Annotated in this window: 27 protein-coding genes; 13 read left to right on the top strand and 14 right to left on the bottom strand. The window is 64.6% G+C overall.

Going from position 1 to position 26,740, the window contains the following annotated elements; translation table 11 throughout:
- Nucleotides 1-55 precede the first annotated feature (55 nt).
- Nucleotides 56-1,240: a general stress protein gene (locus EWV37_RS03970; protein ID WP_193554298.1), complete on the bottom strand. Its 1,185-nt coding sequence runs from the start codon at nucleotides 1,238-1,240 to the stop codon at nucleotides 56-58.
- A gap of 140 nt (nucleotides 1,241-1,380) precedes the next feature.
- On the opposite strand from EWV37_RS03970, the gene EWV37_RS03975 reads away from it, so the two are divergent.
- From EWV37_RS03975 to EWV37_RS03985, 3 genes are read left to right on the top strand one after another with little or no spacing between them, the layout of a single operon-like run.
- Nucleotides 1,381-2,679 (top strand): magnesium transporter MgtE N-terminal domain-containing protein, encoded by a 1,299-nt coding sequence (locus EWV37_RS03975; RefSeq protein WP_095797445.1) that lies wholly within the window; start codon nucleotides 1,381-1,383, stop codon nucleotides 2,677-2,679.
- On the top strand, nucleotides 2,672-3,322 hold the full coding sequence (locus EWV37_RS03980; RefSeq protein ID WP_095797446.1) for a DUF1003 domain-containing protein: 651 nt from the start codon (nucleotides 2,672-2,674) through the stop codon (nucleotides 3,320-3,322). Before EWV37_RS03975 ends, EWV37_RS03980 begins: the two co-directional genes overlap by 8 nt.
- Nucleotides 3,319-4,527, top strand: coding sequence for a P-loop NTPase (locus EWV37_RS03985; protein WP_129699968.1), 1,209 nt, complete (start codon nucleotides 3,319-3,321; stop codon nucleotides 4,525-4,527). Before EWV37_RS03980 ends, EWV37_RS03985 begins: the two co-directional genes overlap by 4 nt.
- A 102-nt stretch (nucleotides 4,528-4,629) precedes the next feature.
- On the opposite strand, the gene EWV37_RS03990 is transcribed toward EWV37_RS03985, so the two are convergent.
- The gene (locus EWV37_RS03990; RefSeq protein WP_129699970.1) at nucleotides 4,630-4,986 is read right to left on the bottom strand and encodes a twin-arginine translocase TatA/TatE family subunit; all 357 of its coding nucleotides are present in this window, start codon (nucleotides 4,984-4,986) and stop codon (nucleotides 4,630-4,632) included.
- Between the two features lie 46 nt (nucleotides 4,987-5,032).
- The gene (locus EWV37_RS03995; RefSeq protein ID WP_238663051.1) at nucleotides 5,033-5,743 is read right to left on the bottom strand and encodes a hypothetical protein; all 711 of its coding nucleotides are present in this window, start codon (nucleotides 5,741-5,743) and stop codon (nucleotides 5,033-5,035) included.
- Nucleotides 5,744-6,007: 264 nt separating this feature from the next.
- Here EWV37_RS03995 and EWV37_RS04000 point away from each other — a divergent pair, with 264 nt between their 5' ends.
- Complete coding sequence (locus EWV37_RS04000; RefSeq protein WP_095797449.1) at nucleotides 6,008-6,640, top strand: O-methyltransferase; 633 nt, start codon at nucleotides 6,008-6,010, stop codon at nucleotides 6,638-6,640.
- Between the two features lie 171 nt (nucleotides 6,641-6,811).
- Here EWV37_RS04000 and EWV37_RS04005 read toward each other — a convergent pair whose 3' ends face one another.
- The 3 genes from EWV37_RS04005 to EWV37_RS04015 all read right to left on the bottom strand — a co-directional run bounded on the left by EWV37_RS04005 (nucleotide 6,812) and on the right by EWV37_RS04015 (nucleotide 9,123).
- Entirely contained in the window at nucleotides 6,812-6,979 is a 168-nt protein-coding gene (locus EWV37_RS04005; RefSeq protein ID WP_016997557.1) for a DUF3117 domain-containing protein, read from the bottom strand.
- A gap of 99 nt (nucleotides 6,980-7,078) precedes the next feature.
- Nucleotides 7,079-8,344: a hypothetical protein gene (locus EWV37_RS04010; RefSeq protein ID WP_238663052.1), complete on the bottom strand. Its 1,266-nt coding sequence runs from the start codon at nucleotides 8,342-8,344 to the stop codon at nucleotides 7,079-7,081.
- The gene (locus EWV37_RS04015; RefSeq protein WP_129699972.1) at nucleotides 8,341-9,123 is read right to left on the bottom strand and encodes an LOG family protein; all 783 of its coding nucleotides are present in this window, start codon (nucleotides 9,121-9,123) and stop codon (nucleotides 8,341-8,343) included. Before EWV37_RS04015 ends, EWV37_RS04010 begins: the two co-directional genes overlap by 4 nt.
- A gap of 129 nt (nucleotides 9,124-9,252) precedes the next feature.
- Here EWV37_RS04015 and EWV37_RS04020 point away from each other — a divergent pair, with 129 nt between their 5' ends.
- The 4 genes from EWV37_RS04020 (at nucleotide 9,253) to EWV37_RS04035 (ending at nucleotide 12,577) form a co-directional block, all read left to right on the top strand.
- Entirely contained in the window at nucleotides 9,253-10,050 is a 798-nt protein-coding gene (locus tag EWV37_RS04020) for an amino acid ABC transporter ATP-binding protein (protein ID WP_129699974.1), read from the top strand.
- A gap of 72 nt (nucleotides 10,051-10,122) precedes the next feature.
- Entirely contained in the window at nucleotides 10,123-10,953 is an 831-nt protein-coding gene (locus tag EWV37_RS04025; protein ID WP_095797453.1) for a glutamate ABC transporter substrate-binding protein, read from the top strand.
- Between the two features lie 77 nt (nucleotides 10,954-11,030).
- Nucleotides 11,031-11,717 carry an amino acid ABC transporter permease gene (locus EWV37_RS04030; protein ID WP_095797454.1) on the top strand — a complete coding sequence of 229 codons (687 nt, stop codon included), beginning with the start codon at nucleotides 11,031-11,033 and terminating at the stop codon, nucleotides 11,715-11,717.
- Nucleotides 11,714-12,577 carry an amino acid ABC transporter permease gene (locus EWV37_RS04035; RefSeq protein ID WP_238663053.1) on the top strand — a complete coding sequence of 288 codons (864 nt, stop codon included), beginning with the start codon at nucleotides 11,714-11,716 and terminating at the stop codon, nucleotides 12,575-12,577. Before EWV37_RS04030 ends, EWV37_RS04035 begins: the two co-directional genes overlap by 4 nt.
- Before the next feature lie 117 nt (nucleotides 12,578-12,694).
- Here EWV37_RS04035 and dapE read toward each other — a convergent pair whose 3' ends face one another.
- Nucleotides 12,695-13,801, bottom strand: coding sequence for a succinyl-diaminopimelate desuccinylase (dapE, locus tag EWV37_RS04040; RefSeq protein WP_129699975.1), 1,107 nt, complete (start codon nucleotides 13,799-13,801; stop codon nucleotides 12,695-12,697).
- Nucleotides 13,802-13,859: 58 nt separating this feature from the next.
- Between dapE and dapD the strand changes: the two genes are divergently transcribed.
- The 5 genes from dapD (at nucleotide 13,860) to EWV37_RS04065 (ending at nucleotide 17,845) form a co-directional block, all read left to right on the top strand.
- Entirely contained in the window at nucleotides 13,860-14,831 is a 972-nt protein-coding gene (gene dapD / locus EWV37_RS04045) for a 2,3,4,5-tetrahydropyridine-2,6-dicarboxylate N-succinyltransferase (protein ID WP_095797456.1), read from the top strand.
- A gap of 98 nt (nucleotides 14,832-14,929) precedes the next feature.
- Nucleotides 14,930-15,892: a heavy metal transporter gene (locus tag EWV37_RS04050; RefSeq protein WP_129699977.1), complete on the top strand. Its 963-nt coding sequence runs from the start codon at nucleotides 14,930-14,932 to the stop codon at nucleotides 15,890-15,892.
- 19 nt (nucleotides 15,893-15,911) lie between these two features.
- Nucleotides 15,912-16,928 carry a UDP-glucose 4-epimerase GalE gene (gene galE / locus EWV37_RS04055; protein ID WP_095797458.1) on the top strand — a complete coding sequence of 339 codons (1,017 nt, stop codon included), beginning with the start codon at nucleotides 15,912-15,914 and terminating at the stop codon, nucleotides 16,926-16,928.
- A gap of 38 nt (nucleotides 16,929-16,966) precedes the next feature.
- On the top strand, nucleotides 16,967-17,524 hold the full coding sequence (locus EWV37_RS04060; protein ID WP_129699979.1) for a dihydrofolate reductase family protein: 558 nt from the start codon (nucleotides 16,967-16,969) through the stop codon (nucleotides 17,522-17,524).
- A 39-nt stretch (nucleotides 17,525-17,563) separates the two neighbouring features.
- Nucleotides 17,564-17,845, top strand: a complete 282-nt coding sequence (locus EWV37_RS04065) for a hypothetical protein (RefSeq protein ID WP_129699981.1) — start codon at nucleotides 17,564-17,566, stop codon at nucleotides 17,843-17,845.
- A gap of 244 nt (nucleotides 17,846-18,089) precedes the next feature.
- On the opposite strand, the gene EWV37_RS04070 is transcribed toward EWV37_RS04065, so the two are convergent.
- The 7 genes from EWV37_RS04070 to EWV37_RS15630 form a co-directional block, all read right to left on the bottom strand.
- A complete protein-coding gene (locus EWV37_RS04070; RefSeq protein ID WP_095797461.1) occupies nucleotides 18,090-19,391 on the bottom strand; it encodes a citrate synthase in 1,302 nt (433 codons plus the stop codon).
- Nucleotides 19,392-19,565: 174 nt separating this feature from the next.
- Entirely contained in the window at nucleotides 19,566-20,711 is a 1,146-nt protein-coding gene (dapC, locus tag EWV37_RS04075) for a succinyldiaminopimelate transaminase (protein WP_129699983.1), read from the bottom strand.
- A gap of 2 nt (nucleotides 20,712-20,713) precedes the next feature.
- Complete coding sequence (gene fdxA, locus EWV37_RS04080; RefSeq protein ID WP_095797463.1) at nucleotides 20,714-21,037, bottom strand: ferredoxin; 324 nt, start codon at nucleotides 21,035-21,037, stop codon at nucleotides 20,714-20,716.
- Between the two features lie 54 nt (nucleotides 21,038-21,091).
- Nucleotides 21,092-21,709, bottom strand: a complete 618-nt coding sequence (locus EWV37_RS04085) for a hypothetical protein (RefSeq protein WP_095797464.1) — start codon at nucleotides 21,707-21,709, stop codon at nucleotides 21,092-21,094.
- On the bottom strand, nucleotides 21,706-22,635 hold the full coding sequence (locus EWV37_RS04090) for a PIG-L family deacetylase (RefSeq protein ID WP_129699985.1): 930 nt from the start codon (nucleotides 22,633-22,635) through the stop codon (nucleotides 21,706-21,708). Before EWV37_RS04090 ends, EWV37_RS04085 begins: the two co-directional genes overlap by 4 nt.
- Nucleotides 22,636-22,637: 2 nt before the next feature.
- A complete protein-coding gene (gene typA, locus EWV37_RS04095) occupies nucleotides 22,638-24,545 on the bottom strand; it encodes a translational GTPase TypA (RefSeq protein ID WP_095797466.1) in 1,908 nt (635 codons plus the stop codon).
- Nucleotides 24,546-24,707: 162 nt separating this feature from the next.
- A complete protein-coding gene (locus tag EWV37_RS15630) occupies nucleotides 24,708-26,732 on the bottom strand; it encodes a S9 family peptidase (RefSeq protein ID WP_238663054.1) in 2,025 nt (674 codons plus the stop codon).
- Between the last annotated feature and the right edge of the window lie 8 nt (nucleotides 26,733-26,740).

Here is a 26,740-nt window from a genome sequence, read left to right on the forward strand (position 1 = left end):
GTTTCGAGGAGTCGACGTTTCCGGCTCCCTCCCCTCGACATCGATCGCCGTGGAGCTAGCTGCGGTCGGAATCCCCGTCCGCGTCCTTGGAACCCCGGGCCCCTGGGTCTCCCTTGGACCACGGGGCACCGGCGGGCGATGACCCCTGCTGTGGCCGGTTCGGATCCTGCGGCTGATGGCGGTTCTCCGGCTGGCCGGGGGCCGCTGCTTGGTTCTGGCTCTGGCTCTGGCTCTGGCTCGGGCTCTGGCTCTGGCTCTGGCTCTGGCTCTGGCTCTGGGCCGGATGCTGCGGCGCACCCTGGGGTTGCACCGGTGTTTCCGGTTCCAGGCGGATGCCGTACTGCGGACGGCCGTCCGGCAGGTCGGGGAACTTGGCGGAGCGATTGGAATCCGGCTGCTGCGGGGGCTGGCCCTGCACGCGCTGACCGTAGGCGGGTTGTCCCTGCTGAGCCTGGGGTGCGGGAGCATTCGGACTGCCCTGCTGCTGCGGCGCGCCACCCTGCTGGCCCGGCCCGGCATTCCAGCCCTGCTGACCCTGCTGCGTTCCCGGCTGGTGAGGACCCGGCTGACCGCCGTACGGGCCGGAGTATCCCTGCGGAATATTGGGGCCCTGCGGTCCGGGTCGTCCCTGTGCCCCGTTCTGACCCTGCGGTCCCCACTGACCCTGCGGCCCCCACTGGCCGCGCTGACCGTTGGGACCCTGCGGGGGTTGGTTCCAGCTACCCTGCTGCGGACGGGAACCCGGAGCCTGTCGCAAATTGAGTCCACCCAGAACATGTCGGGCTTCTCCCGCGACCTCCGGGGCCGCGATCACTTCGTAGCTTCCGGCCACGATGCGGTTGGTCGAGGTGAAGTCACGCTTACCGCGCTGCATCGCGTAGGTGATGGTGGCCAGGAGCATCCAGAAGGCACCACCCATGATGATGGGCAGCAAGAGCGCTTGGGCCAGATCCATGCCGCCCAACAGCGACATCAACAGACCGAAGAACGCACCGAACACCACGCCGTTGAGCGCACCCTGGAGCGCCACCTTGGGATAGGACAGGCGACCGGTCACCTGCTCGACGGACTTCAGATCGCTGCCGATGATCGAGATCTTGGCAACCTCGAACTGCTGGTCGGCCAGGTGATCCACGGCCTTCTGCGCATCGGCATAGCTCGTGTACCGGCCGATGGCTTCACCGCGCGGGATCTCTGCGGTGGTGGACAGTGTCATGGGGCCCCTGGACGAATAACTCATGCGTCCCATTCTCGCGTAGTTTCCCAGGAGGCCGCAGGGAAACCCCTGGAACATCGCGACCGGTGAACATCCGGGGCCTGTCATCGGAATCTCAGCGGCGCGAATGCTGCTCAGCTGCCCCCGTTCATTAGGCTGGGACAGTGAGCACAAACCTCTCCAAAATTTTCGTGGCCCGATTGATCGGCCTGGACGTCTTCGACCCGCTCGGTGACCGACTGGGGCGATTGCGCGACCTCGTGGTGCTCCTGCGCCCCGGTGGTCGCGGTCAGTCCATGGCCCGCCCCATTGTGGTGGGCCTTGTGGTGGAGGTACTCGGCAAGAAACGCGTGTTCGTACCCATGACGCGAGTGACCAGCATCGACGCCGATCAGATCATCTGCACCGGCCTGGTGAATCTCCGCCGGTTCGAGCAGCGCGGAGCGGAGACGCTGGCTGTGGGCGAGCTCTTCGACCGCACCGTGGTGCTGCTGGACGGTTCCGGCACCGCGACCGTCGAGGACATGGCCATGCAACAGGTGGGTAACCGCGGCGATTGGCAGATCACCCAGCTGTTCGTCCGGCGCTCAAGCAGCGCCGGAGGCCTGATCCGCCGCCGGGGTGAAACGTTGATCGTGGACTGGGAGGACACGGACGATCCGTCCAACGCGGGTCATCAACCGGCTACGCAGTGGATTTCCCAGCACGAAGAGGACCAGGCGGCGGACATCGCGGACGAACTGCGCGGCATGCCCGAGAAGCGCATGCTCGAGATCGCTGCCGAGCTGCAGGACGAACGCCTCGCGGACGTCCTGGAGGAGCTTCCCGAGGAGCACCAGGTTTTCATCCTGACCAACCTCGGGAACGAGCGTGCCGTCACGCTGCTTGAGGAAATGGACCCGGACGACGCCGCCGACCTCCTCAACGAATTGCCACCCGAGGACGCCGAGAAGTTCATCACCATGATGGAACCGGAGGACGCCGAGGACGTGCGCCGTCTGCGGACCTACGAAGAAGGCACCGCCGGTTCGCTCATGACCCCGGTGCCCATCGTGCTGTCACCGGAAGCCACGGTGGCCGAGGCTCTGGCGCACATCCGCCAGGAGGAAATCATCCCGGCCGCGGCCTCGGCGGTGCTCGTGTGCCGTCCGCCCCTGGAAACCCCCACGGGTAAGTACCTGGGCTTCGTGCACACCCAGCGACTCCTGCGCTATCCCCCGCCCGAGGCCATCGGGAACCTGATCGACCGATCCATCGAGCCCGTGTCCGACATGGCCTCCTTGGAAGAGGTTGCTCGCGAACTCGCCTCCTACGACCTCACCATCCTGCCGATCGTCAACGACGCCGATCGACTCGTGGGAGCTGTGACCATTGACGACGTGCTCGACGCGCTGCTGCCCGATGACTGGCGCACCTATGACGACGGCACCCCGATCCGGAAGGTGGGTAAGCGGTATGAGTGAACCCAAACGCAATCTGTCCTCCCAGTACGCCCCGGTCCCACTGGACCAGCCCCGGGAGCACCGCCCCAACTTCTTCCAGCGATTCCGCCCGAACCCGGATTCCTTCGGTCAGCTGACCGAGACGTTCGCCCGGTGGATGGGCACCCCGCAGTTCCTGCTGTGGATGTCCATCTTCGTGTTCGTGTGGCTCGGGTGGAACACCCTGGCACCCGAGAGCATGCAGTTCGACCCGCGCGCGCTCAACTACACCCTGTTAACGTTGATGCTCTCCCTCCAGGCTTCCTACGCCGCCCCGCTGTTGCTGCTGGCCCAGAACCGCCAGGACGACCGCGACCGCGTCGTGGCAGAGGAGGATCGCAAGCGCGGCCAGCAGAACCTGGCGGACACCGAGTACCTGACCCGGGAGATCGCCTCTCTGCGCATCGCGCTACGTGAGGTGGCCACCCGAGACTACGTTCGTTCCGAATTGCGTTCCCTGCTCGAGGAGATTTTGGAGGCCCAGGGCAATAACCAGGGCGAGCAACCGGAGGAGGCCAAGTCGGCCAAGAAGGAACCCGGTCAGGGCAAGAAGAAGAAAAAGAACCAGCCGCCGACCACGGCCATCCCCGTGGTGCCCAACGCTGCGGACGGTAAGGATTCATGACCAACTCCCCCATCGATCCACAATCACTCGATCCCCTGCTGCGCAAGGCTCTCGACAAGGTCATCGACCCGGAGCTTCGCCGGCCCATCACCGAACTGGGCATGGTCCAGTCCGCCCACCTGGATGGCACCACTGCACGGGTCACCATTCTCCTCACGATCTCGGGGTGCCCCATGCGGGGCACGATCGAGACGGACGTGACCGAGGCCCTGAGCGCCGTCGACGGCGTCACGGACGTGTCCGTCGAGGTGGGCGTGATGACCCCGGCCCAGCGCGAGGAACTCCAGGTGAAGCTCGGGCACCGCAAGTCCAACCCGTTCGCCGACCCCCGCAACCTCACGCGCGTTCACGCCGTGACCAGCGGCAAGGGTGGTGTGGGCAAATCGAGCGTGACCGTGAACATAGCCGCCGCGCTGGCTGCGATGGGCCGCACGGTGGGCATTGTGGACGCGGACATCCACGGTTTCTCGGTCCCGGGACTGCTCGGCATCACCCAGCCGCCCACGCGCGTGGGCGATATGATCCTGCCACCCGTGGTGGAGGTCCCCACCGATCTCACCATCCCCTTCGACGACGCCGCTCCGGGCGCCTCCCAGCGCCGGGCCAACCGCGGCGTGATCAAAGTGATTTCGATCGGGATGTTCGTGGACCCTTCCCAGCCCGTTGCGTGGCGCGGACCCATGCTGCACCGTGCGGTGGAGCAGTTCCTCACGGACGTACACTTCGGGGATCTCGATCACTTGCTGCTGGATCTGCCCCCGGGCACCGGTGACATTGCGATCTCGGTGGGTCAGTTGCTGCCGAATTCGGGAGTTCTGGTGGTGTCCACACCGCAGCACGCCGCGGTGACCGTGGCCGAGCGCTCGGGCGCGCTGGCGCAGCAGACCGATCAGAAGGTCACGGGCGTGGTCGAGAACATGTCCGCCATGGTTCTACCGGACGGAACGCGCATGGAAGTGTTCGGCGCGGGCGGCGGGGCGACCATTGCGGCGTCGTTGACCGAACGCCTGGGTTATGACGTGCCATTGCTCGGGGAGATTCCGCTGGACGTGACCGTGCGCGAGGCCGCCGATCGCGGCGAACCCGCAGTGTGGGCGAACCCGGATTCTCCGGCCGCCAAACACCTTTGGACCGTGGCCAAGGCACTGGACGAGCAGGGTCGTAATCTGGCCGGCCGCAGTCTGGGGATCACCCCGCGGGGCTGACGTCCGAGAACAACGAGACAGAGACCCGGGGTCCGGCTGCTGTGCCGGACCCCGGGTCTCTGTCATGACTTTTCGTCCTGAAAACTTACGCGCGAGTGCGGATCACGTGGCTTCCGTGTCGAAGGGGGCACGCTCCCCCGGTTCGAGTCTGCGAACCGTGGGCGCCGCGACCGATGCCGCTTGATAGCCGGGGATCTGGGGCTCGTCGTCCTCCATGAGGGCCTCGCGCACGATGACGCGGGGGTCGTACTGCCGTGGATCGAGTTTGCGCCAGTCCACGTCCGAGAATTCGGGGCCGAGAGTTTCCCTGAGGTCGTCCTTGGCGCCGGTCGCATAGCGCTTCAAGGACTTGATCAGGTCCTTGAGTTTCTCGGCGTATTCGGGCAGCCGCTCGGGCCCGATGACCACCAGGGCCACCACCAGGATGAGGATGGCTTCTCCGCCAGAAATGCCGAACACTTACTGAACCTACCAACGCCATATGACGCGAACGTGAACGCCGCGTTTACCCAACAATTTCCCGCAGCCCGTCCAGCACCGTGGTGCCGAAACCATCCGGTTCGGAACCCGGCAGCGCGACGCGGCCTCGTTCCTCCGCAGCTACAAGGGTAAGAGTACGCGACAGCGTGGACGGGGATGCGTCAGTCATGACCGTGTACACGACATCGTCTCGGGCCATCACGGCGCGCCACGGTTCCGAACGAACGACCCACAGCTGTGTGCCTTCCACGGCGGATTCATGCAGGCCCTCTGCGCTCACGGGCAGGCCGGTCGCACCGTCCACGGGGTTGTCCGGGTTCACGTCACCGCGTTGTTCGATGACCTGGACTCGGTGGTGATCGTTCACCAGGGTGATGGCCACCATGGGTTGTCCGGCCACTTCGCCTTGCACCATGGACTCGACCTGGTAGCCCTCCGATCCCAGGGACGGCAGGGTCCACCCTTCGGCACGCAGGGACTGCGCGTCCGTTTCGGTGGTGGTCTTGATCATGCCGTGACTACCGTTCCAGGCGGCCGCGGCCGGGGGTGCGTCTTCGGCACCGGATCCGTTCAGCTTGTTACCCACCGACCACCCGACGCCTATGAGCAACGCTGCGGTGACGCACAGGGCCACGGTGGTCGCGAACATCACGGTACGGCGCTGGGGGATGCGACGGGTCCGAGTGAGGTTTCGATACAGCGTGCTCAGTGAGGTCTCCCCCTCCCGGACCATCATGGTGGATCGTTGATTTGACGTTGTTATTGTGTGCCGTGAAGCTGACAGGGTTCTGGGTGGTCGCGGGAAAATCTCCCGGCACCCTGGACTCACTTGGGTGACCTACGCACCATGGGCCCGGCGCTCTTCAGCCCGGTCCACCCGTCGAGTCCCGGGTACGCGCGTGGCTCGGGGACCGCGATAAGCTGAACCATCATCACCCGCACGGGCAGGATTGTCGCGGATCGAGACCACAGGGAAGCAGCGAAGGGCACACTAACGTCCATGAGTACGGATAAGACCACTAGCTGGGCCTATTGCGAGGCTTACGCCACGGACGACGAAAGCGCGTACCGTGCCCGCGAGCGCTCCCTCGCCCTCCGACTCGACCCGGTCACCCCCGCGACCGCGGCGCTGCTCACGGTCCTGGCGGCGTCGTCCCGCCCGGCCACCGTGGTCGAGGTAGGAACGGGTGCCGGTGTCTCCGGCCTGTCGCTGTTGCGCGGTATGCCGTCAAATTCCGTGCTGACCACGATCGACACGGACATCCGTGCCTTGCGTGCCGCGCGTGATACCTTCCGCGAGGCCGGTTTCGAAACCAAACGGACCCGCACCATTTCCGGTGCGGCCTCGCTGGTGCTCCCGCGATTGACCGAGAACTCCTACGACATGGTGTTCCTGGACGCGGACCTCGCCAACACCGCCGAGTACGTGATCGAGGGTGCACGGCTGCTGCGCCGCGGCGGCATGTTGATCGTCAACGATGCTCTGCACCAAGACCGGGTGTCGCAACCGGCCCACCGCGACGAGGACACTGTGATCATGCGCGACGTGGTACGTACCCTGCGCGGCGAGGACCGTCTGGCGAGCACCCTGCTTCCCACCGGTACCGGCGTGCTGCTGGCCGTGCGCCGCTGATCGTCGGTCCCGGGCCTAACCCCTCAACGGGCCGGCATCTGCACCGCGCCACCGTTGAAACGGGCTTCGGCTGGACTCAGTTGACCCGCAGCGAACACCACATACCTCGAGGGTCCACACACGATGCGTGTGTGGACCCTCGAGGTATGTGATGCGGTGTTGAACCGTCCGTTACTCGGTCACCTTGGCGAGGCACTCGCGAAGCTCCGTGGCTTCGTTGGCCTTCAGCTCCACCACCAGGCGCCCGCCACCTTCCAGGGGGACTCGCATGATGAGGCTGCGCCCCTCCTTGGTGACTTCCATCGGTCCGTCACCGGTTCTAGGCTTCATGGCCGCCATATATGAACTCCTCTTCGTGTGTACCTACGGATTCCATCTTATCGAACACTGACCGGCCGCCGTGACCAGCCCCACCTTCGGAGCCGCCGACCAGGGCCGTTACGGCGGGAAATCGCCGCCGCCGGGCAGCTGTTTCCAGTGCCACAGCCACCCCACCCACACGAACTGCAGGATGGCTCCGGTAATGATGAGCAGCGTTCGATACGCCTTGGAATCGGACACATGGACCAGCGGCCCGGCCAGCAGGGCCCACGGGAGCAACAGTCGGAACGTGGAGGACTGCGGATGAAGGACCAAAAGGAGGTATACGCCGTACGCCGCGATCCACACCCGGGCGAAGAACGGCAGGGCCTCCTTCACCACGCGGGATCGCAGCATCAGAACTACCGCGGCGACCAGCACTACGGGGGCCAGAACCCCGGCGACCGGACCGAAGAGATTCACACCCCGGTCCACCCACGGCAGGATCGGGATCACCCGGTCGTCACCGCGCCAAGCCGTTTCCGTGTCGGTGTACGCGGTGAGCTCCCCCGTGACGGCCCACGCGATGGCGGGCCAGCTCAGGGCCGCGGCGCACGCGATGAGGGTCACCACGAGCCAGCGGTCCGCGCATCGGTACCACTTCCGTTCACGACGCCGCACACTCACCACGCTGCGCCACAGCCACCACACGCCCAGGGCTGCGGCGAAGGCCACTCCCGTGGGCCGGGTGAGTGCCATGAGTACGGTGAACACTCCGGCCGGTAGGGCCTTGTCTCGCAGCACCGACAGGATGGCCAGGCTCAAGAACAGCAGGTGCAACGCCTCCGAGTACGGCGTCTGAAGCACCGGCGCCACGGGGTTGAAGGCGAAGACTCCTACCGCCCACAGCGGCGCCTTGCCCACGTTGTTGGCCCAGCGCGATTCGCGGAGAGCCGGAACGCCGTCGAAAATTTTGTAGAGCACCAGGGCCGCCCCGAAGCCCGCGAGCAGCGAGATCGTGGCGGCCGTGAGTGCCCACCCGGTTCCCGTGACGGCATCGATGCCGCGGGCCAGGAAGGGCTGCACTGGATAAAAGGCCCACTGATTCTGCTCAGCGTGACCGAAGACATCGCGGGGAATCTGGGCAGGGTATCCCTCCGAGAAGATCCGGCGGTACCAGTCCGAATCCCAGATGTCCACGAACTGCAGATAGCCCATGGCACCCTGGCCCCAGGGCCCGGGCCCCTGCTGACGCCCCACGACCGTGAAGACGATCCAGCCCCACACCCTGGACAGTCCATAGACGAGTACCACCGCGAGCCACCATGGTGTGATCTCCCAGGCGCGTTGCAGCGAAGTTCCTACCCGAGATCGTTGCGCTGTGGCCACGGACTTAGTGCTCATGCGCCGGAACCGTTGGACGCCGCATGCGCCTCGATCAAGATGTTCACCGCCTGCTCCACGCTGTCCGTGACGTGGAAAAGTTCCAGATCATTGGGAGCGATCTTGAGGTCCCGGGCCACGATCTGCTCCAACCAGGCAACCAACGGCGACCAGAATGCCGTGCCCATGAGGATCACCGGGAAACGCGTGACCTTACCGGTCTGCACCAGCGTGAGCGCTTCGAAGAGCTCGTCCATGGTGCCGAAACCACCCGGGAGCACCACGAACCCCTGCGTGTACTTCACGAACATGGTCTTCCGGGCGAAGAAGTAGCGGAAGTTGATGCCCAGATCGACCCAGTCATTGAGCCGCTGCTCGTGGGGCAGCTCGATCCCGAGCCCGACCGATTGAGCGCCCACGTCCACCGCACCACGGTTGGCCGCCTCCATGACTCCCGGGCCTCCGCCGGTCACGACCGCGTAACCGGCGCGCCCGAGGGCCTGGCCGATCTCACGAGCAGTTCGGTATTCCGGGTGCTCCTGCGGTGTGCGCGCCGAACCGAAGACGGAGACCGCGGGACCCAGTGTTGCCAGGGCGTCGAACCCCTCCACGAACTCCGCTTGGATGCGCAGCACCCGCCACGGATCAGTACGCGTGAAATCGCCCGGAACTTCCGGGCGCTGATCCAAGAACCGCTGATCAGAGGTGCGTCGTGCCATTTCCGAACGGCGCAGCACCACGGGACCTTTGAACCGCTCGGGTGGAACCTGATCTGGACTGGAGTCAGAGGGAATGGTCATGGCTCCAGGCTACGGGGTGCCTGGGACACGCACAGGCGTGCACCGCGCCATCAAAATGAAACCGAACTTTAACATTCGGTCTTGTGTTGTAGACCACATTTGGTCAATCCGTGCACTACTTTTACTTGCATGTCACACTCAACCGCCTCCACCGACACCGATCCAGGCGCCGGGGCCGGAACGCGCACCGGAGAGCCCCTGGTCCGACTGTCACACGTGGACAAGCACTTCGGAGACCTTCACGTACTCAAGGACATCAATCTGGAAGTCTCCGCCGGCGAGGTGGTCATCGTCATCGGTCCCTCCGGTTCCGGGAAGTCCACCCTGTGCCGGGCCATCAACCGTTTGGAAGCCATTGACAGCGGTGAGATCACCGTGGATGGCAAGGTTCTACCCAAGGAAGGCCGCGCGCTCGCGAAACTCCGCGCCGACGTGGGCATGGTCTTCCAGTCCTTCAACCTGTTCGCACACAAGTCCGTGTTGCAGAACGTCACCCTTGGCCCCATGCGCGTGCGCGGAGCTAGCAAGAAAAAGGCCGAAGAACGGGCCATGGAACTGCTCAACCGGGTGGGAGTGGGAAATCAGGCGCACAAGCTGCCCGCCCAGCTCTCCGGTGGTCAGCAACAGCGCGTGGCCATTGCCCGGGCGCTGGCCATGGACCCCAAGGTCATGCTGTTCGATGAACCAACCTCAGCGCTGGACCCCGAGATGATCAACGAGGTCCTGGACACCATGGTTTCTCTGGCCAAGGCCGGCATGACCATGGTCGTGGTCACCCACGAGATGGGCTTCGCCCGCCGTGCGGCGGACCGCGTGGTGTTCATGGCGGACGGCGCAATCGTCGAAGAAAGCACCCCGGAAGAGTTTTTCACCAATCCGCGCAGTGACCGTGCCAAGGACTTCCTCGGCAAGGTTCTGGGTCACTGATGCCTCAGCACCACTGATCACAGCGCACCTCACACTCTATTAAAGGAGCACCCCGTGAAGTACGGAAAATCAATGACCCTTGCGGCCCTGGCCGCAACCACAGCCCTGACCCTGACCGCGTGCGGTGGCAATGACGACGGCGGCGGTGGGGAATCATCTGGCGGCGACGGCGAGTCGGTCCGCATCGGCATCAAGTACGACCAGCCCGGCCTGGGTTTCAAGGACGGCGAGGAATACACCGGTTTCGACGTGGACGTAGCCAAGTACGTCGCCAAGGAACTGGGCTACTCCGAGGACCAGATCGAATGGGTTGAATCACCGTCGGCCAATCGCGAGAACATGCTCTCCAACGACCAGGTCGACATGATTTTCGCGACCTATTCCATCACCGACAAGCGCAAGGAATCCGTGGCGTTCGCGGGGCCGTACTTCGTGGCCGGTCAGGACCTTTTGGTCAGCCAGGACAACACGGACATCAAGGGCCCCGAGGACCTCGAGGGTAAGAACCTCTGCTCGGTCACCGGCTCGACCTCCGCGCAGAAGATCAAGGACCAGTACGCCGGCACCGTGAACCTCGTGGAACAGGGTGGCTACGCGGACTGCGTGACCATTCTGGGCTCCGGGGGCGTGGACGCCGTCACCACCGATGACATCATCCTGGCAGGCCTAGCCGCCACGGACGCCAACTCCGGCAAGTTCAAGGTGGTGGGCAACCCGTTCACGGAAGAGAAGTACGGCGTGGGCCTGCCCAAGGACTCGGACAAGTGCCAGGCCATCAATGATGCGATCACCAAGATGGTTGAGGACGGCGCGTGGGAAGAAGCCGTCACCAAGAACACCGAGGGCGCTGACTACAAGTACAACGAGGATTTGAACCCGCCCACTCCCGATGCTTGCGCCTGATCGATTGACTGACCCGCACCCGGTGGGGATCCCAACAGATTCCTACGGAACCCCACCGGGTACAACGGGAGGAAAACGTGTCCGAATACCTCAGTGACTACGCTTCACTGTTATCCCAGTACGACGTGCTGGGTGCTTTTTGGGTCAATATCCAACTGACCTTCTGGGCCGCGATCGGCTCCATGGTGCTCGGCAGTGTCCTGGCGCTCATGCGCATCAGCCCGCCGGCCTCCATGCGTGCCGTGGGCGCCGCCTACGTGACCCTGATCCGCAATACTCCGCTGACCATCATCCTGGTGTTCCTGGTTCTGGGCGTGTGGTCGCAACTGACCATCAGTTTCACCGACGACTTCAACCAGAACTTCTTCATCTACGCCGTGATCGGCCTGAGCATCTATCACGCGGCGTTCGTGTGCGAGGCCATTCGATCCGGGGTCAACACCGTTCCCGCGGGGCAGGCGGAAGCGGCTCGGGCGATCGGCCTGAGCTTCCTACCGGCGGCCCGGTTGATCATCTTCCCGCAGGCTCTGCGCGGGGCCATCACACCGCTGGGTAACACCCTGATCGCGCTGACCAAAAACACCACGGTGGCCGCGGCGGCGTCCGTCACGGAGATTTCCGCGCTCATGAAAACCATGATCGAGTTCCGCCCGGACGTGATCATTGCGGTGTTCCTCACCGTGGCGTTGGGATTCGTGATCATCGTGATACCCGTGGGTCTGTTGACCACGTGGCTGTCGCAGAAATTGGCGGTGAAGCGATGAGCACGTCCGTACTCTTCGATGTTCAAGGTCCACGGGCCAAGCGCGTCACCATGATCCTCAATGTGGTGGCCGTGCTCGTGGTCGCAGTCCTGGTGTGGCTGGTGGTTCAGAAACTGGGAGAACAGGGTCAGCTGGATGCGGAGAAGTGGACTGCGTTGTTCACCGAACGCACCTGGAGCAACTTTTTCATTCCCGGCCTGCTCGACACCCTCAGAGCTGCGACCCTGGCCGTCGTGGGATCCGTCATTTTCGGTTTGATCTTCGGCCTGGGACGCCTCTCCAGTGTGTGGATCCTGCGTGCGGTGTCCACCGTGGTGGTTGAGTTCTTCCGCGCGGTACCCGTGCTGGTCATGATGATTTTCTTCTACCTGGGGCTGGCACGCACCGGGCTGATTCAGCCGTCGAACACACCGTTCTGGGCCGTGGTCATCGCGTTGATCCTCTACAACGGCTCGGTCATCGCGGAGCTCGTGCGCTCGGGTGTCTACCAATTGCCCAAGGGCCAGAGGGAAGCCGGTTTGGCCGTGGGACTCACACCATCCCAAGCGCTGCGGAGCATCCTGCTGCCCCAGGCACTCACGGCCATGTTGCCCTCACTCGTCTCTCAGTTCGTGGTGATCCTCAAGGACACCGCCCTGGGTTACATCATCACCTACCCCGAGCTGCTCGCTTCCGCGCGCCGACTGGGTTCCGGTGACGGCAACATTCTGCAGACTCTGCTGCTGGCCGCAGTGGTGTTCATGATCATCAACTCGGCTCTGACGTTCCTCGCGGGGAGGCTCTCACGCTTGCTCAGCTACCGCACCTCCGGCAAGACCCGGCCCCTCCACGAGGCCGCGGCGGGTGACGAGACCGGCTGAGCCGGCCGAGCGTCGTCGTCGTCGAATCAAACGAGAACACCAGGAAATCAACGCAGCGAAAGGGCCTCGGAAGCCGAGAGCTTCCGAGGCCCTTTCGTCACTCATGCGGAAAAGTGACTAGGCCAGCCACTCCGCGAGCGCCCGGTAGCACTCGCGCACTGCGTCGTCGAAGACGTGCTCGTCATCCGTGTGAGCCAGAAGCGCGTCCCCGGGACCGAAATTCACGGCCGGCACCCCCGCCTCCGAGAACCGAGCAACATCCGTCCAGCCGTACTTGGGCATCGGTTCCTGACCCACGGCCGCGACGAACTGCGCCGCGGCGGGCCGATCGAGCCCGGGCCGGGCGGCCGGAGACAGATCCTGGAAGTCCAGCTCATAACCCTTGAAAACTTCGCGCACGTGGTCCTGCGCCTGCTGCAGAGTCTTGTCCGGGGCAAAACGGAAGTTGATGTCGACCCACGCGCTGTCCGGGATCACGTTGCCGGCCACTCCCCCGCCGACCCGGATCGCGTTGAGGCCCTCGCGGTAGTCCAAACCTTCCACGGTGATGGTTCGGGGCTCGTAGGCGGCCAACCGCGCAAGGACGTCGGCCTGCTTGTGGATCGCATTCTCTCCGATCCACGCGCGGCCCGAGTGCGCGGCCTTACCGGCCGTGGTGATGCGGAAACGCATGGTGCCGTTGCAGCCGCCCTCCACCGTGCCATTGGTCGGTTCGAGCAGCACCGCGAAATCGGCCTCCAGTAACTCGGGACTGTTGCGCATGAGTCGGCCCAGTCCGCTGGCGTCGCTGGCGACTTCTTCATGGTCGTAAAAGACAAAGGTGATGTCCCGGTTGGGGTCGGTCAACGCGTTCGCGAGCGCGAGCTGGACCGCCACCCCACCCTTCATGTCGGTGGTGCCTCGTCCGTAGATCACGTCTCGCTCGGATTCCCGACGCCGCACAGACGGCACCGTGCCCAGCGAGCCTTCCACGGTGGGCAGGGGCACGGTGTCCAGGTGGCCGGCCAGGACCACGCGCTCGTCACGGCCGAGATTGGTCCGGGCCACGATGGAGTCCCCGTCGCGGTGCACCTCGAGGTGCGGCAGCTGACGCAGGGCGGTTTCCACGGCGTCCGCGAGGGGACCCTCATGATCGGACACCGATTCCACGTCCACGAGTGCCGCGGTGAGATCGGCCGGGTCCATAGTGAGGTCGAGTTCGATGGGTGTGGTGGTGGAGTCCATGCGAGCCAGCCTAGTCACCTTCGCGTCACACCGTGGCGGACATCCTAGGATGGTGCTCATGACTTCAACGAGCGAGAGCACCGAAACTTCCCGCACCGCATCCGGCGTAGGCCTGGCCACCGTGGTCGATTCCGGTCCCAAGGCCGGCACCGTCCTGGATGTCTTCTACCCGGCTCCCGCGCTGAGCCCCAACGCTGACACATCCTTCGAGGCCGACCTGCGCGTGGCCGCGACCACCGATCCCGATCGCAACGTACGTTCCGAGATCGTCACCACCGTGATCGATCTCGACGCCGCCCCCGCCGACGCCGCGGACGCCTACCTTCGCCTGCACGTCCTGTCCCACCGCTTGGCCAAGCCCAACACCATCAACATGGACGGCGTGTTCGGCCAGTTGGCCAACGTGGCCTGGACCAGCCGCGGCCCCGTGCTCGCCGAGGAACTGACCACCGCGCTCGTGCGACTGCGCGCCGGTGGGCACGTGACCGTGTTCGGTGTGGACAAGTTCCCCCGCATGGTGGACTACGTGGTTCCCACCGGTGTGCGCATCGGTGACGCGGACCGTGTGCGCCTGGGTGCCTACCTGGGCGAGGGCACCACCGTAATGCACGAGGGCTTCGTGAACTTCAACGCGGGCACCCTGGGATCCGCAATGGTCGAGGGCCGCATTTCCGCAGGTGTCGTGGTCAACGACCACACCGACATCGGCGGCGGCGCCTCCATCATGGGCACCCTGTCCGGTGGCGGCAAGCAGCGCATCACCCTGGGCCAGCGCTGCCTCCTGGGTGCGAATGCGGGTGTGGGCATCTCCCTCGGCGACGACTGCGTGGTCGAGGCCGGCCTGTACGTCACCGCCGGTACCCGCGTAACCCTGCTGGAAGCCCGCGCCGATTCCCGCGTGGTCAAGGCCTCCGAGCTGTCCGGGATCTCCAACCTGCTCTTCCGCCGTAATTCGACCAACGGCGCGGTCGAAGCGCTGCCGCGCGAGGGTGGAGCCATTGAGCTCAACCCCGCCCTGCACGCCAACTAGGAACACCCACTGAAGCCGGTGAGCCCGCGGCACCTCCGAGCAAGGTGCCGCGGGCTCGGCGATACACTCGACTCTTCAGCTGCCTACTCCGGGGAATCATGTCATCCACTTCGTCCGGTCGTCGCCGCCATGCCGCGCTTCACCTGATCCTGATCATCGTGCTGATCTGCGCCTTAATCGCGGCCGCCCTGTACGTGGGGTTCAACCTGATCGCCGGTAAACCCACGGTCGGCGATCCCCGGTGCACGGTGGTCGCTGCGGACGGCACCAAACACACGTTCACCCCGGAACAAACCCTCAATGCCTCGATCGTCTCCGCCGAGGCGCTCGCGCGGGACCTGGACGACCGGGCCTCCGTGATTGCACTGGCCACCGCACAGCAAGAGTCGGAACTGGTCAACATCGACTACGGCGACCGCGATTCCGTGGGACTTTTCCAGCAGCGGCCCTCCCAGGGTTGGGGGACCGTCGAAGAAATCATGGATCCCCATTACTCCACGGTGGCCTTCTACAACCACCTGGTGCACGTGGACTACCACTCGATGTCCGTGACGCAGGCGGCCCAGGCCGTGCAGCAATCCGGTGTGCCGGACGGTTACGCCAAACACGAGGGCAGCTCCACCGCCCTCACGGACGCCTTCCACGGGACACAGCCCGCGCTGCTCAACTGCGTGCTGGACCCGGTGGAGAAGTCCCCCTCGACCTCGAATGGTGCCGCTTCCGCAGAGCAGCGCGCGGATTCGACGACCGTCGGATTGCAACGGGACTACGGCGACACCTTGGGTGAGGTGCGCGCAGAGGGTGAGAGCGCCGTCGTCGAACCCGAGGATCCCGAGGCCGGCTGGGCCGCCGCTCACTGGGCCGTGGCCAATGCCGAACGCTTGGGCATCACGCGCGTGAGTTACGAGGGGCAGACCTGGGACCGTGAGCACCAGACCTCCACGCGCTTCTCCCCGGTGCCCGGGTGGGAGTCCGCGGCTGAGTTGACCGACGAGGGCCAAGCTGCGCCGCCGTCCACACAAGTGGTGATCAGTACTGCAACAAGCCAGGATCCAGCCTGAACTGATTAAGCTGGTGCCCATGAAGATTCTCGTGACCGGGGGAACCGGCTATATCGGCTCGCACACTGTTCTGGCACTGCTTGAGGCAGGCCACGACGTGGTGGTGTTGGACAATCTCTCCAACTCGTCCAAGACGTCCCTGGAACGGGTCCAGGAACTGGCCGGCCGCGAGATCACTGCGTTCGAAGAGGTCGACTTACTGGACCGCGCCGGGCTCGACCGCGTGTTCGCTCGTCATCGCCCCCAGGCCGTCATCCACTTTGCGGGCCTCAAGGCCGTGGGCGAATCCAACGAGAAGCCGTTGTGGTACTACACGAACAATGTGTCCGGCACCGTGAACCTGCTGTGGGCCATGGATGAGAACGATTGCCGCTCCATCGTGTTCTCGTCCTCGGCCACCGTGTACGGCGCGCCCGAGACCATGCCGCTCACCGAGAAGCAGAACATGGACGCGCAGAACCCGTACGGGCGCACCAAAGAGCACATCGAGGACATGCTCGCGGACCTCGCCGCGTCCGACGACCGCTGGGCCGTGGCGCTGCTGCGCTACTTCAACCCGGTGGGTGCGCACGAATCCGGCCGGATCGGCGAGGATCCCTCGGGTATTCCCAACAACCTGATGCCGTTCGTGGCGCAGGTTGCCGTGGGCCGCCGCGAGAAGCTCATGGTCTTCGGCGATGACTACCCCACTCCGGACGGCACCGGCGTGCGCGATTACATCCACGTGGTGGACCTCGCGGACGGTCACCTCAAGGCGCTGGACCGCATTAGCCAGGACCCCGGAGTGCACGTCTGGAACCTGGGCACCGGCCGCGGTTACTCCGTGCTCGAGGTCCGCGACGCATTCCAGAAGGCATCGGGGCGCGACATCGCCTACGAGATCGCACCCCGCCGCGCCGGTGACGCCGCCGTGTCCTACGCCGACCCCTCCTCCGCTCTGGCCGAACTGGGCTGGTCCGCGGACCGCGACATGGACACCATGTGCCGCGATCACTGGAACTGGCAGAAGAACAACCCCAACGGTTACGACGGCTGACCCTTCCCGAGTGCTCGCCCCGGGCGTACCCTGGGGCCATGAGACCGCTCAGGTACTCCGTCAACGTCACGTTGGACGGCTGCGTAGATCATATGGCGGCCGTTCCTGACGAAGAACTTCACCGCCGTGCGGCGGAGACCCTTGCACGAGCGGACGCCCTCATTTTCGGCAGGGTGACCTATCAGATGATGGAAGAAGCATGGCGCCGCGACCCGGTCACGGGTACGTGGGGCGAGTGGATCGTGCCGTGGATGGAGCCGTTCGCGAAGACCATCGACTCGGCCAAGAAGTACGTGGTCTCAAGCACTCTGGACAGCCTCGACTGGAACTCCGAATTCCTGCGGGGTGATCCGGGCGAAGCCGTCCGCGCTCTCAAGGAGGAACCCGGCGAAGGGCTGTTCGTCGGTGGCGTGACATTACCGCTGGCGCTGGCTGATCTGGGATTGATCGACGAATACGAGTTGGTCGTCCACCCACGGGTGATCGGCCACGGCCCCACGCTGTTCGCAGGGTTGTCCAAACCCCTGGACCTCCGACTCGTTGACCGCGTCGAGTACAAGTCCGGCGCTGTCGCGATGCGCTACGAACCTTGTTAGTTTCTATTCGTACGCATAGGGCTATCAGGGAGAACAAACTTGTCTTTGGACAAACGCCAGGAGCTACAGGCTGAACTCGATGCGGTCAATGCCGAAATCCAGGAGCATCCGTTGAGTTCCGAGCGCGCCAAGGCCGCGAACGACCTCATGGACCGGCACGACGGCGACGACGAAGCCGCCATCGATCGCGATCTCGCCGCTCACGAGCTCCCCTCTCGCAAGGAACTGGCAAAGATGGTCAGCCTGCGGATGTTCAGCTGGAGCCGCCTGCATCGTAAACAGGTGAAACTTGAGAAGAAGCTCGCTGATCTGAACGATTAGTCTCGTCGCGCTGCTCGCCGTGTCCCCTGGAATGCATGCCGCACTGTGCGCCGCTGGAACCCTCACGGACACCTCCTGCGCCCCAAGAACCCTTCTCCGCCCCTCCAAGGGTTCCAACGACACCTCAGGTGCGGCGCACGGCCCTAACGTCCCCTCACACGCAGGCCGCAGCGCACCGCCGCACAGCAGAACACCCCGCCTCCGACCTGAGTCGGTGACGGGGTGTTCTACTGAAGCGTGGCGCTTAGTTGGAGGTCGGGTAGTGGCGCTCGCCCTCGCCCACGTAGAGCTGGCGCGGGCGGCCGATCTTGGTCTCCGGATCCTCGATCATCTCGCGCCACTGGGCGATCCAGCCCGGCAGGCGGCCGATGGCGAAGAGCACGGTGAACATCTTCTCGGGGAAGCCCATGGCCTTGTAGATCAGGCCGGTGTAGAAGTCGACGTTCGGGTACAGCTTGCGCTCCACGAAGTAGTCGTCCGCAAGGGCCTTCTCTTCCATGCTCATGGCAAGGTCAAGCATCTCGTTGTTGCCACCCAGCTTGGCCAGGACGTCGTGGGCGTAGCCCTTGATGATCTTGGCGCGCGGGTCGTAGTTCTTGTACACGCGGTGTCCGAAGCCCATGAGGCGGACGCCGTCTTCCTTGTTCTTGACCTTCTCCATGAACTCGTCTGCGGACAGGCCGCGGTTCTGGATCTGGTCAAGCATGTGCAGCACCGACTCGTTGGCGCCGCCGTGCAGCGGGCCGTAGAGGGCGTTGATGCCCGCGGAGACGGAAGCGAACATGTTGGCGTGCGAGGAGCCCACCAGGCGCACGGTGGAGGTGGAGCAGTTCTGCTCGTGGTCCGCGTGCAACATGAGCAGAATGTCCAGGGTCTTGGCGACCACCGGGTCCACCTCGTAGTCCTCGGCGGGCACGCCGAAGCACATGCGCAGGAAGTTCTCCGCGTAGTTGAGCTTGTTCTGGGGGTAGAGCTGCGGCTCACCCATGGACTTCTTGAACGCGTATGCGGCCAGGGTGGGGACCTTGGCGAGCAAGCGGATGGTGGAGATCTCCACCTGTTCCTTGTCGAACGGATCCAGGGAGTCCGAGTAGAACGTGGACAGCGCGGACACGGCCGAGGACAGCACGGGCATGGGGTGCGCGGAACGCGGGAAACCGTTGAAGAACATCTTGATGTCTTCGTGGACCATGGTGTGTGTGGTGATGCGGTGCTCGAAGTCCTCGTACTCTTCGCGCGTGGGCAGCTCACCGTAGATCAGGAGGTAGGCGGTCTCCACAAAGTTGGAGTGCTCCGCCAGTTCCTCGATCGGGTAACCGCGGTAACGAAGAATCCCGTTGTTGCCGTCGATGTAGGTGACCTGGGACCTGGTGTTGGCCGTATTCATGAAGCCCGGGTCGTAGGTCACGTTGCCGGTTTCCTTGAGCAACGAACCCAGACCGTAGCCCTGGTTGCCTTCGGTGACTTCCAGGACGGGCAGCTCCAATGCCTTGCCGTCCTGATAGTTCAGTTCAACCTTCTGGGCGTTCTTCTTGGCCTCTGCCATGGTGTTGTCCTCCACGGTTTGCTTGGGTGCCCCGCGAGCTGTTCGCGGTCCCGTTCACGGCAACAACTTCGTTTCCGTGACTGTCACGCACATAATGGGGCACAGTTTGATCATCATCTAACCTACCCCGTGGTGTGGCGTAGGTTCCACTCATTCGACATGCGATGAGTGTGGTTACACGGCCTCGCGCAGTCGTGCTACAGCGGCATCGATCCGCTCGTCACTGGCGGTCATGGACAGTCGCACGTAGCCGTTTCCGGCGTCCCCGTAGAACGTTCCGGGGCCCACCACGATGCCCAGTTCGGCAAAGCGACCCACAGTGTCCCAGGTGTCCTCCCCCGCGGTTCCCCACAGGTACAGACCGGCCTCGGAATGGTCGATGCGCAGCCCGAAAGCCTCCACGGCGGGCAACAACTTGGCGCGACGGTCACGGTAGAGCGCCTTCTGGGACGCCACGTGGGCGTCGTCGGCGAGAGCCACTCGCATGGCCTCCTGCACGGGATACGGCACGATCATGCCCGCGTGCTTGCGCGAATTGATCAGCGACGGCATCAGTTCGGGGTCACCGGCCAAGAACGCTGCACGGTAGCCCGCGAGGTTCGACTGCTTGGACAGCGAGTACGCGCTCAGCACGAGCGACAGGTCTCCCCCGGTCACGCGCTCGTCCAGCACGGACGGTACGGGTTCGCCGCCTTCGGCCACGTCCCAATCGCCCCAGCCCAGTTCGGCGTAGCACTCGTCCGAAACGACCAAGGCACCCTGCGCACGCGCCTGGTCCACGATCTTCTTCAGGCTCGCAGCGTCACGCACGATTCCGGTGGGGTTACCCGGCGAATTGACCCACACCATGCGCACACGAGAGCGAATCTCCGGCTCCAGGTCGTCCAGGTCATCGGCGGCCACGGCCTCGGCGCCGGCCAGCTGCGCCCCGATGTCATAGGTGGGGTACGCGACGGTCGGACGCGCGACGACGTCGCCCGGGCCCAGTCCCAGCAACAGCGGCAGCCACGCGACCAATTCCTTGGAACCCACGGTGGGCATCACGGCGGCCGGGTCCAGATGGGCGACGCCGCGGCGTCGGGAGTACCAGTCCACGATCGCCTCGCGCAGCGCGGGCGTTCCGTGCGTAGTGGGATAGCCGGGCGCGTCCGAGGCGGCCGCGAGCGCATCCTGGACCACGAGCGGCGTGGGATCCACGGGCGTGCCGATGGACAGGTCCACGGTGCCGCCCGGGTGCTCAGCCGCGCGCTGGCGATAGGGCGCGAGCGAGTTCCACGGGTAATCCGGCAGATCCAGACCGAAGGCGCGCTGCTGCGTCACGGTCAGTCCTGGTTCTGCGGGGGCAGCACGGCGATGATCGGGTGATCCTTACCGGTGTTGCCCAGCTTGGCGGCACCGCCCGGGGAACCCAGGTCATCGAAGAACTCCACGTTGGCCTTGTAGTACTCGGCCCATTCCTCCGGGGTGTCGTCCTCGTAGTAGATGGCTTCCACGGGGCACACCGGTTCGCACGCGCCGCAGTCCACGCACTCGTCCGGGTGGATGTACAGGGAGCGTTCTCCCTCGTAGATGCAGTCCACGGGACATTCTTCGACGCATGCCTTGTCCTTGACGTCCACACAAGGCTGAGCGATCACGTATGTCACGGTAAACGTACCTTTCCTGGTTCGAGGGGATCAGCCAACAGTCTAACCGCGTGGTCAGTCACGTGCTTGTCGGCGGAGTCTGACGATGTAGCGGCCCGTAACAATCACGGCCGCCATGACTGCCACGAAAATCACGGCGAACCATCCGTAACCCACCATGCCGATGGGCGCTTCCCACGAGGTGACCACCAGGGCTGAGCCGTTCTTGAGATAGGCGAACCCCCACGAGAGCACGTAGGTCAGCAGGCCGGGGACCGCAGCGGCCCACACCCGACGGGTCGCGGTACCGCACCACACGCTCGCGAACCACACGAGGGCTCCGGAGAACAACAGTCCCCACGGTAGCCACAAGGATTCGTTGACGTACCAGATGTTCGCGTGCATCACGGTGGCCACGGAGCCGATCAGCAGGCCGGTGATCACGGTGGTCAGCACGGCGGACAGGGTGGTCGGGCGCGCCGACGCCGCCCCGGTCGCGGTGGTCTCGTCCGTCTCCCCCGTTTCGTCGGCCGGGTTCGCAACCGCGGGATCCGCCGCGGCAGGCTTAGTGCCGTCTGCGGAGAGTCGAGTAGCGGAGTCGTATCCAGTGGAGATCTGGTCGCCGCGGTTCCCGTTCCCTGCGCTGTTCTGCCACGGGGCAGGATTCACGGGAGTCCGTTCGGCACGGCTCATGAGCGGTCTCCGCTGTCTAGGTCTCCGCTGTTCAGGTCCCCACTGAGCAAGCGATAGTGCTCGGTGGCCGTCAACCTCTGCGGAACGCCGTTGGACAGCTCGAACGTCTCGGATGCGTCTTCCGGTAGAACGATTTGAGTGGCGTGGGCCGCCATGGCCGCGCGTTTGGCGTCGAGGTCCCCGGAGATCACGGCCTGTTGCCGCTGGTCCTCGGGATCCACGTCGCCCTCGGTGCCCCAGACGAGTGGGACGTCCCAGGCTTCCGCGCCGTCGGCCGGTCTCTTGGCCTTGTCGATGCCGAGCATCGTGACGTGATGGGTGCGCACGTGGTCCGGGTGGCCGTAACCGCCGTCGTCGCAGTAGGTGACCACCACGTGCGGACGGACTTCTCGAATCGCCGCGGCCACGTGGGCGGCGGCTTCGTCCTCGGTGGCCGACGTGAGGGCTGCCGACGAGACGTCCTCAGCGGGCTGTGCCCTACCGTTGTCGCCCCAGCTCATCCCGGAATCCAGGTAACGGCCCAACCCGTTGGCGAAACCTACGGACTCATCAAAGGCGGGGGTCTCCCCCGCGAAAAAGCGATCGGAGAGACCGAGTGCCGCGGCGGCGTCGTCGAGCTCGCCCACGCGATACAGGCCCAGGGCCGTGCCGTCGGTGTCGGGGCAGCCGGGCTGGCCGACCTCGAGGTGGCCCAATGGCGCGGGAATGACCTCGCCGCGTTCACCGCGCGTCATGGTGAGCAGCACGTTGCTGGCACCGGTGCGCGCGTAGTGGGCGATCGAGCCACCGGTAGCGATCGACTCGTCGTCCGGGTGGGCGTGAACCCACAGGATCCGCGCGTCCCCCGGGGCACGGCCCGCGGGCAGCAGTGAATCCACTGCGCCCTTGGTGACCGTGCCCGCTTGGGGGTATTGCGGTGTGCTCATGATCAGACGCGAGCCCGCTGACGAGCAGCCTTCACGCGCTCGTTGGCGTCAAGGACGACCTTGCGGATGCGGATGGCCTCCGGGGTGACCTCGACGCACTCGTCCTCGCGAGCGAACTCGAGGCACTCCTCGAGCGTGAGCTTGCGCGGCGGAGTGAGGTGCTCGAAGCTGTCCGAGGTGGAAGAGCGCATGTTGGTGAGCTTCTTCTCCTTGGTGATGTTCACGTCCATGTCGTCCGCGCGAGAGTTCTCACCCACGATCATGCCCTCGTACACCTCAGAGGTGGGTTCCACGAAGAAGGAACCGCGCTCCTGCAGGTTGATCATGGCGAACGGGGTGACCACACCGGAACGGTCAGCAATGAGCGAGCCGTTGGTGCGGTACTCGATGTCGCCGGCCCACGGCTCGTATCCGTCCGCGTACGAGGAGGCGATGCCGGCGCCGCGGGTTTCGGTCAGGAACTTGGTACGGAAGCCGATCAAACCGCGCGAAGGAACCTTGAACTCCATGCGCACCCAACCGGTGCCGTGGTTGACCATGCCCTCCATGCGGCCCTTACGTGCCGCCATGAGCTGAGTGATGGCACCGAGGAACTCGTCCGGGGCGTCGATGGTCATGTGCTCGTAGGGCTCGTGCACCTTACCCTCGACGGTCTTGGTGACCACCTGCGGCTTACCGGCGGTGATTTCGAAGCCTTCGCGGCGCATCTGTTCCACGAGGATGGCCAGTGCCAGCTCGCCACGACCCTGAACTTCCCAGGCGTCCGGGCGCTGGGTGGGCAGAACCTTGAGCGAGACGTTACCGATGAGCTCCTTGTCCAGGCGATCCTTCACCTGACGGGCGGTCACCTTGGCGCCCTTGACGCGACCGGCCAGCGGGGAGGTGTTGATACCGATGGTCATGGAGATCGCGGGATCGTCCACGGTGATCAGCGGGAGCGGCTGCGGGTTCTCCGGGTCGGTCAGAGTCTCACCGATGGTGATGTCCTCGATACCGGCGACGGCCACGATCTCACCGGGACCGGCCTGCTCGGCGGGAACGCGATCGAGGCCCTTGGTGGCCAACAGCTCGGAGATGCGGACGTTCTTCAGCTGGCCGTCCTGGCGGGCCCACGCAACGGTCTGGCCCTTCTTCAGGGTGCCGTTGAAGATACGCAGCAGGGCCAGACGACCCAGGAACGGGGAGGCGTCCAGGTTGGTCACGTGGGCCTGCAGCACGCCGCCCTCTTCGTAAGAAGGTGCCGGGATGTGCTCGATGATGGTCTTGAACAGCGGCTCGAGGTCCTCGTTGTCGGGGAGCTCGCCGTTGCCGGGCTGGTCGGTGGACGCACGACCGGCCTTACCGGAGGCGTAGACCACGGGGACGTCCAGAACGGCGTCCAGATCCATCTCCGGGTAGTCCTCGGAGATATCGGAAGCCAGGCCGAGCAGCAGGTCCATGGTCTCGGAGACCACTTCCTCAATGCGGGCGTCCGGGCGGTCCACCTTGTTGACCACGAGGATCACGGGCAACTTGGCCTCGAGGGCCTTACGCAGCACGAAACGGGTCTGGGGCAGGGGACCCTCGGAAGCATCGACCAGGAGCACCACGCCGTCCACCATGGACAGGCCGCGCTCCACCTCGCCACCGAAGTCAGCGTGGCCCGGGGTGTCGATCACGTTGATCGTGATGGTTTCGCCGTCGGCCGAGGGGCCGTCGTAGAACACCGTGGTGTTCTTCGCGAGGATGGTGATGCCCTTCTCCCGCTCCAGGTCGCCCGAGTCCATGACTCGTTCTTCGACCTCTCCGTGTGAGGAGAAAGCGTGCGTCTGCTGGAGCATGGCATCGACGATGGTGGTCTTGCCGTGGTCAACGTGGGCAACAATTGCCACGTTGCGCAGATCGGCGCGCTGGGCGGTGGTTTCAGACATACGCAAGTCTCTCTTCATGAATCGAGGTAGAGGGGAATCTCAGCGATTCTACTCTTCCTGAGTGAGCTGCTCGTCCACACGTGACCTATCACTCATTTCTCACGCGTTCCAAGGTCTGACACTGTAAAGGGAGCCGCAGTATTCCCCTCACAGTTCCGCTTCTCACCCCAACAACTCCGGCCTGCGCCACGGCTTATCCTGCACGTGCTCATCCACGAAGGCCAGAACCGTCTCGTACCAGGTACGCGCGTTCGCGGGCTTGAGGATCCAGTGGTTCTCATCCGGGAAGTACAAGAACTTGTGTCCCGTAACCGCGGTATGCCGCTGTAGATCAGACCACAGTTGCAGACCCTGGGAGATGGGCACGCGGTAGTCCTTGTCGCCGTGGATCACCAACATGGGCACCTGGATGTCATCCACGAACCGATGGGGTGAATAGTGATCCGCCTGCGACGGCGCCATTGCTTCCTCCCATTCGGTGTTGTCGGTGGTCGAGCCCATGGTGTGCAGATCCCACAAGGACGCGTGGGTCACGATGCATTTGAACCGCTCCCCCGTGTGCCCGGCCACCCAGTTGGCCATGTACCCGCCGTAGGAACCGCCCAGTAGTGCCTGCCGGTCGGCGTCGATGTCCTGGCGTTGCGTCGCAGCTTCCACCAGGGCCATGACATCAGTGAACGGTGCACCACCTAGTTCCTGTTGACCCCGGTCGATCATGTGCTGGCCGTAGCCGGTCGAGATGGCAGGGTCCGGAAGTAATACCGCGTAGCCGCGGGTCACGAACGGCCAGGGGTTCCACCGCCACAACCACGCGTTGTTGGATGCCCACGGACCGCCATGTACGAACACCAGCAGGGGAAGTTCCGCCGCGGCGGGGGTGTCCGGTAGTGCGAGCCAGGCTCGGATCTCCGTGCCGTCTTCCGCAAGCGTGGTGACCTCTTCGAGCCGACCGGCCGGAACGTCGTCGGGAAGGATGCCCTCGACAGGCGCGGGATCAGCTGAGAATTCGTCGACGGGCCAGCGGACAAGTTCCTCGGGACGATCCACCCGCGATCGCAGGGCCCAGAGCCCGTCCCCTGCAACCTGAACAGAACCGTACGTCCACCCTTGGCCATCACCACCGGCAGATATTTCGACACTGGGTTCCTGCCCCGGGGCGCAGGTCACGCGCAACACAATCCCGCGGCCCCGGTAATCCGCACTGCACACCACGGTGTTGTCATCGATCCACCGGGGGCCTTCTCCCCAGTATTCGTCTCCGTGCAGGATTTCTTGCGCATCACCCGAGTCGAAGTCGTACGCCCACAGTGACACCGAGAGGTTTTGCGTACTCCTCCACAGCTGTTCCTTGAGCAGAATGACCCGGCTTCCATCGGGGCTGACCGGGCCCGTTTCCCACCAGATGTTCGAGTCAGCGGCGCGGATAAGCTGGGGTTCGCCGGAACCATCCTCCGCTGCCGGGATGCGCCAGACCTCCGATCGCTCCCAGCCGCCGTCGATCCAGGCGTTCACTGTGACCACCACAAAGCTTCCATCGGGTGAAGGCTCATAGCCAAGCAGACGGCCTTCCGGAAGCCGAACAGGTCGCATGCTGTCCTGGACCGCAGCGCCGCCGATCGCTTCCGACGCGTTCACGAACCACAAGGTCGGTTCATCCGGTCCCAGGTCGTGATCCCAGTCTCGAGTGGGCGCTTTCTCGTACAGGATCGCACTCACCCCCGAATCCTCACGGAGCTTGTCCAACCGCTCGTTCTCCGCCTTCATGTCTTTCGCATGGCGGGCAGACGGGAGCGTACCGCTCACGAAGAACAAGCGTTCGCCACCCAGCTTGAGGTCTTCGACGTCGCCGGGCCGTTCCAGAATCATCCGCGCCTCACCGTGCGGCGGCAGCAACCATAGTCGCGTGCGTTCTTTGTCGTCATCCCCGTACGGCCGACCCGAAGTGAAGAACACATTGCCATCGGGCGCCGGACACACTTCCGAGACCCCGTGCTGATCGTGGGTCAGTTGCCTACCGACCGCACGATCATCAATGTGTTCTACGGACCACGCCTGGGCCACGTATTTCTTGCCGTCAGCGGAGAGTTCTTTACGCAGGGCAATCACACCTCCGGAGGGATGGGTACTGAATCCGGAGAGTCGAGGTGAGGCGACCAGATGCTCGGGGGTGTCAAAGCGAAATGTCATGTGAGTCA

The sequence above is a fragment of the Kocuria carniphila genome, from assembly GCF_004136555.1.
Taxonomy (GTDB): domain Bacteria; phylum Actinomycetota; class Actinomycetes; order Actinomycetales; family Micrococcaceae; genus Kocuria; species Kocuria carniphila.

Bases quoted from the DNA above. Each gene is read 5' to 3' on its own strand.
- EWV37_RS04035 (WP_238663053.1), top strand. From the start codon at position 11,714: ATGAGCACGTCCGTACTCTTCGATGTTCAAGGTCCACGGGCCAAGCGC.
- EWV37_RS04050 (WP_129699977.1), top strand. From the start codon at position 14,930: ATGTCATCCACTTCGTCCGGTCGTCGCCGCCATGCCGCGCTTCACCTG.
- dapE (WP_129699975.1), bottom strand. From the start codon at position 13,801: ATGGACTCCACCACCACACCCATCGAACTCGACCTCACTATGGACCCG.
- galE (WP_095797458.1), top strand. From the start codon at position 15,912: ATGAAGATTCTCGTGACCGGGGGAACCGGCTATATCGGCTCGCACACT.
- EWV37_RS03980 (WP_095797446.1), top strand. From the start codon at position 2,672: ATGAGTGAACCCAAACGCAATCTGTCCTCCCAGTACGCCCCGGTCCCA.
- EWV37_RS04090 (WP_129699985.1), bottom strand. From the start codon at position 22,635: ATGAGCACACCGCAATACCCCCAAGCGGGCACGGTCACCAAGGGCGCA.
- EWV37_RS04025 (WP_095797453.1), top strand. From the start codon at position 10,123: ATGACCCTTGCGGCCCTGGCCGCAACCACAGCCCTGACCCTGACCGCG.
- EWV37_RS04070 (WP_095797461.1), bottom strand. From the start codon at position 19,391: ATGGCAGAGGCCAAGAAGAACGCCCAGAAGGTTGAACTGAACTATCAG.
- typA (WP_095797466.1), bottom strand. From the start codon at position 24,545: ATGTCTGAAACCACCGCCCAGCGCGCCGATCTGCGCAACGTGGCAATT.
- EWV37_RS04085 (WP_095797464.1), bottom strand. From the start codon at position 21,709: ATGAGCCGTGCCGAACGGACTCCCGTGAATCCTGCCCCGTGGCAGAAC.
- EWV37_RS04015 (WP_129699972.1), bottom strand. From the start codon at position 9,123: ATGACCATTCCCTCTGACTCCAGTCCAGATCAGGTTCCACCCGAGCGG.
- EWV37_RS04005 (WP_016997557.1), bottom strand. From the start codon at position 6,979: ATGGCGGCCATGAAGCCTAGAACCGGTGACGGACCGATGGAAGTCACC.
- EWV37_RS04020 (WP_129699974.1), top strand. From the start codon at position 9,253: ATGTCACACTCAACCGCCTCCACCGACACCGATCCAGGCGCCGGGGCC.
- EWV37_RS03970 (WP_193554298.1), bottom strand. From the start codon at position 1,240: ATGAGTTATTCGTCCAGGGGCCCCATGACACTGTCCACCACCGCAGAG.
- EWV37_RS04060 (WP_129699979.1), top strand. From the start codon at position 16,967: ATGAGACCGCTCAGGTACTCCGTCAACGTCACGTTGGACGGCTGCGTA.
- EWV37_RS03985 (WP_129699968.1), top strand. From the start codon at position 3,319: ATGACCAACTCCCCCATCGATCCACAATCACTCGATCCCCTGCTGCGC.
- EWV37_RS03995 (WP_238663051.1), bottom strand. From the start codon at position 5,743: ATGATGGTCCGGGAGGGGGAGACCTCACTGAGCACGCTGTATCGAAAC.
- dapD (WP_095797456.1), top strand. From the start codon at position 13,860: ATGACTTCAACGAGCGAGAGCACCGAAACTTCCCGCACCGCATCCGGC.
- EWV37_RS04000 (WP_095797449.1), top strand. From the start codon at position 6,008: ATGAGTACGGATAAGACCACTAGCTGGGCCTATTGCGAGGCTTACGCC.
- EWV37_RS04010 (WP_238663052.1), bottom strand. From the start codon at position 8,344: ATGAGCACTAAGTCCGTGGCCACAGCGCAACGATCTCGGGTAGGAACT.
- EWV37_RS15630 (WP_238663054.1), bottom strand. From the start codon at position 26,732: ATGACATTTCGCTTTGACACCCCCGAGCATCTGGTCGCCTCACCTCGA.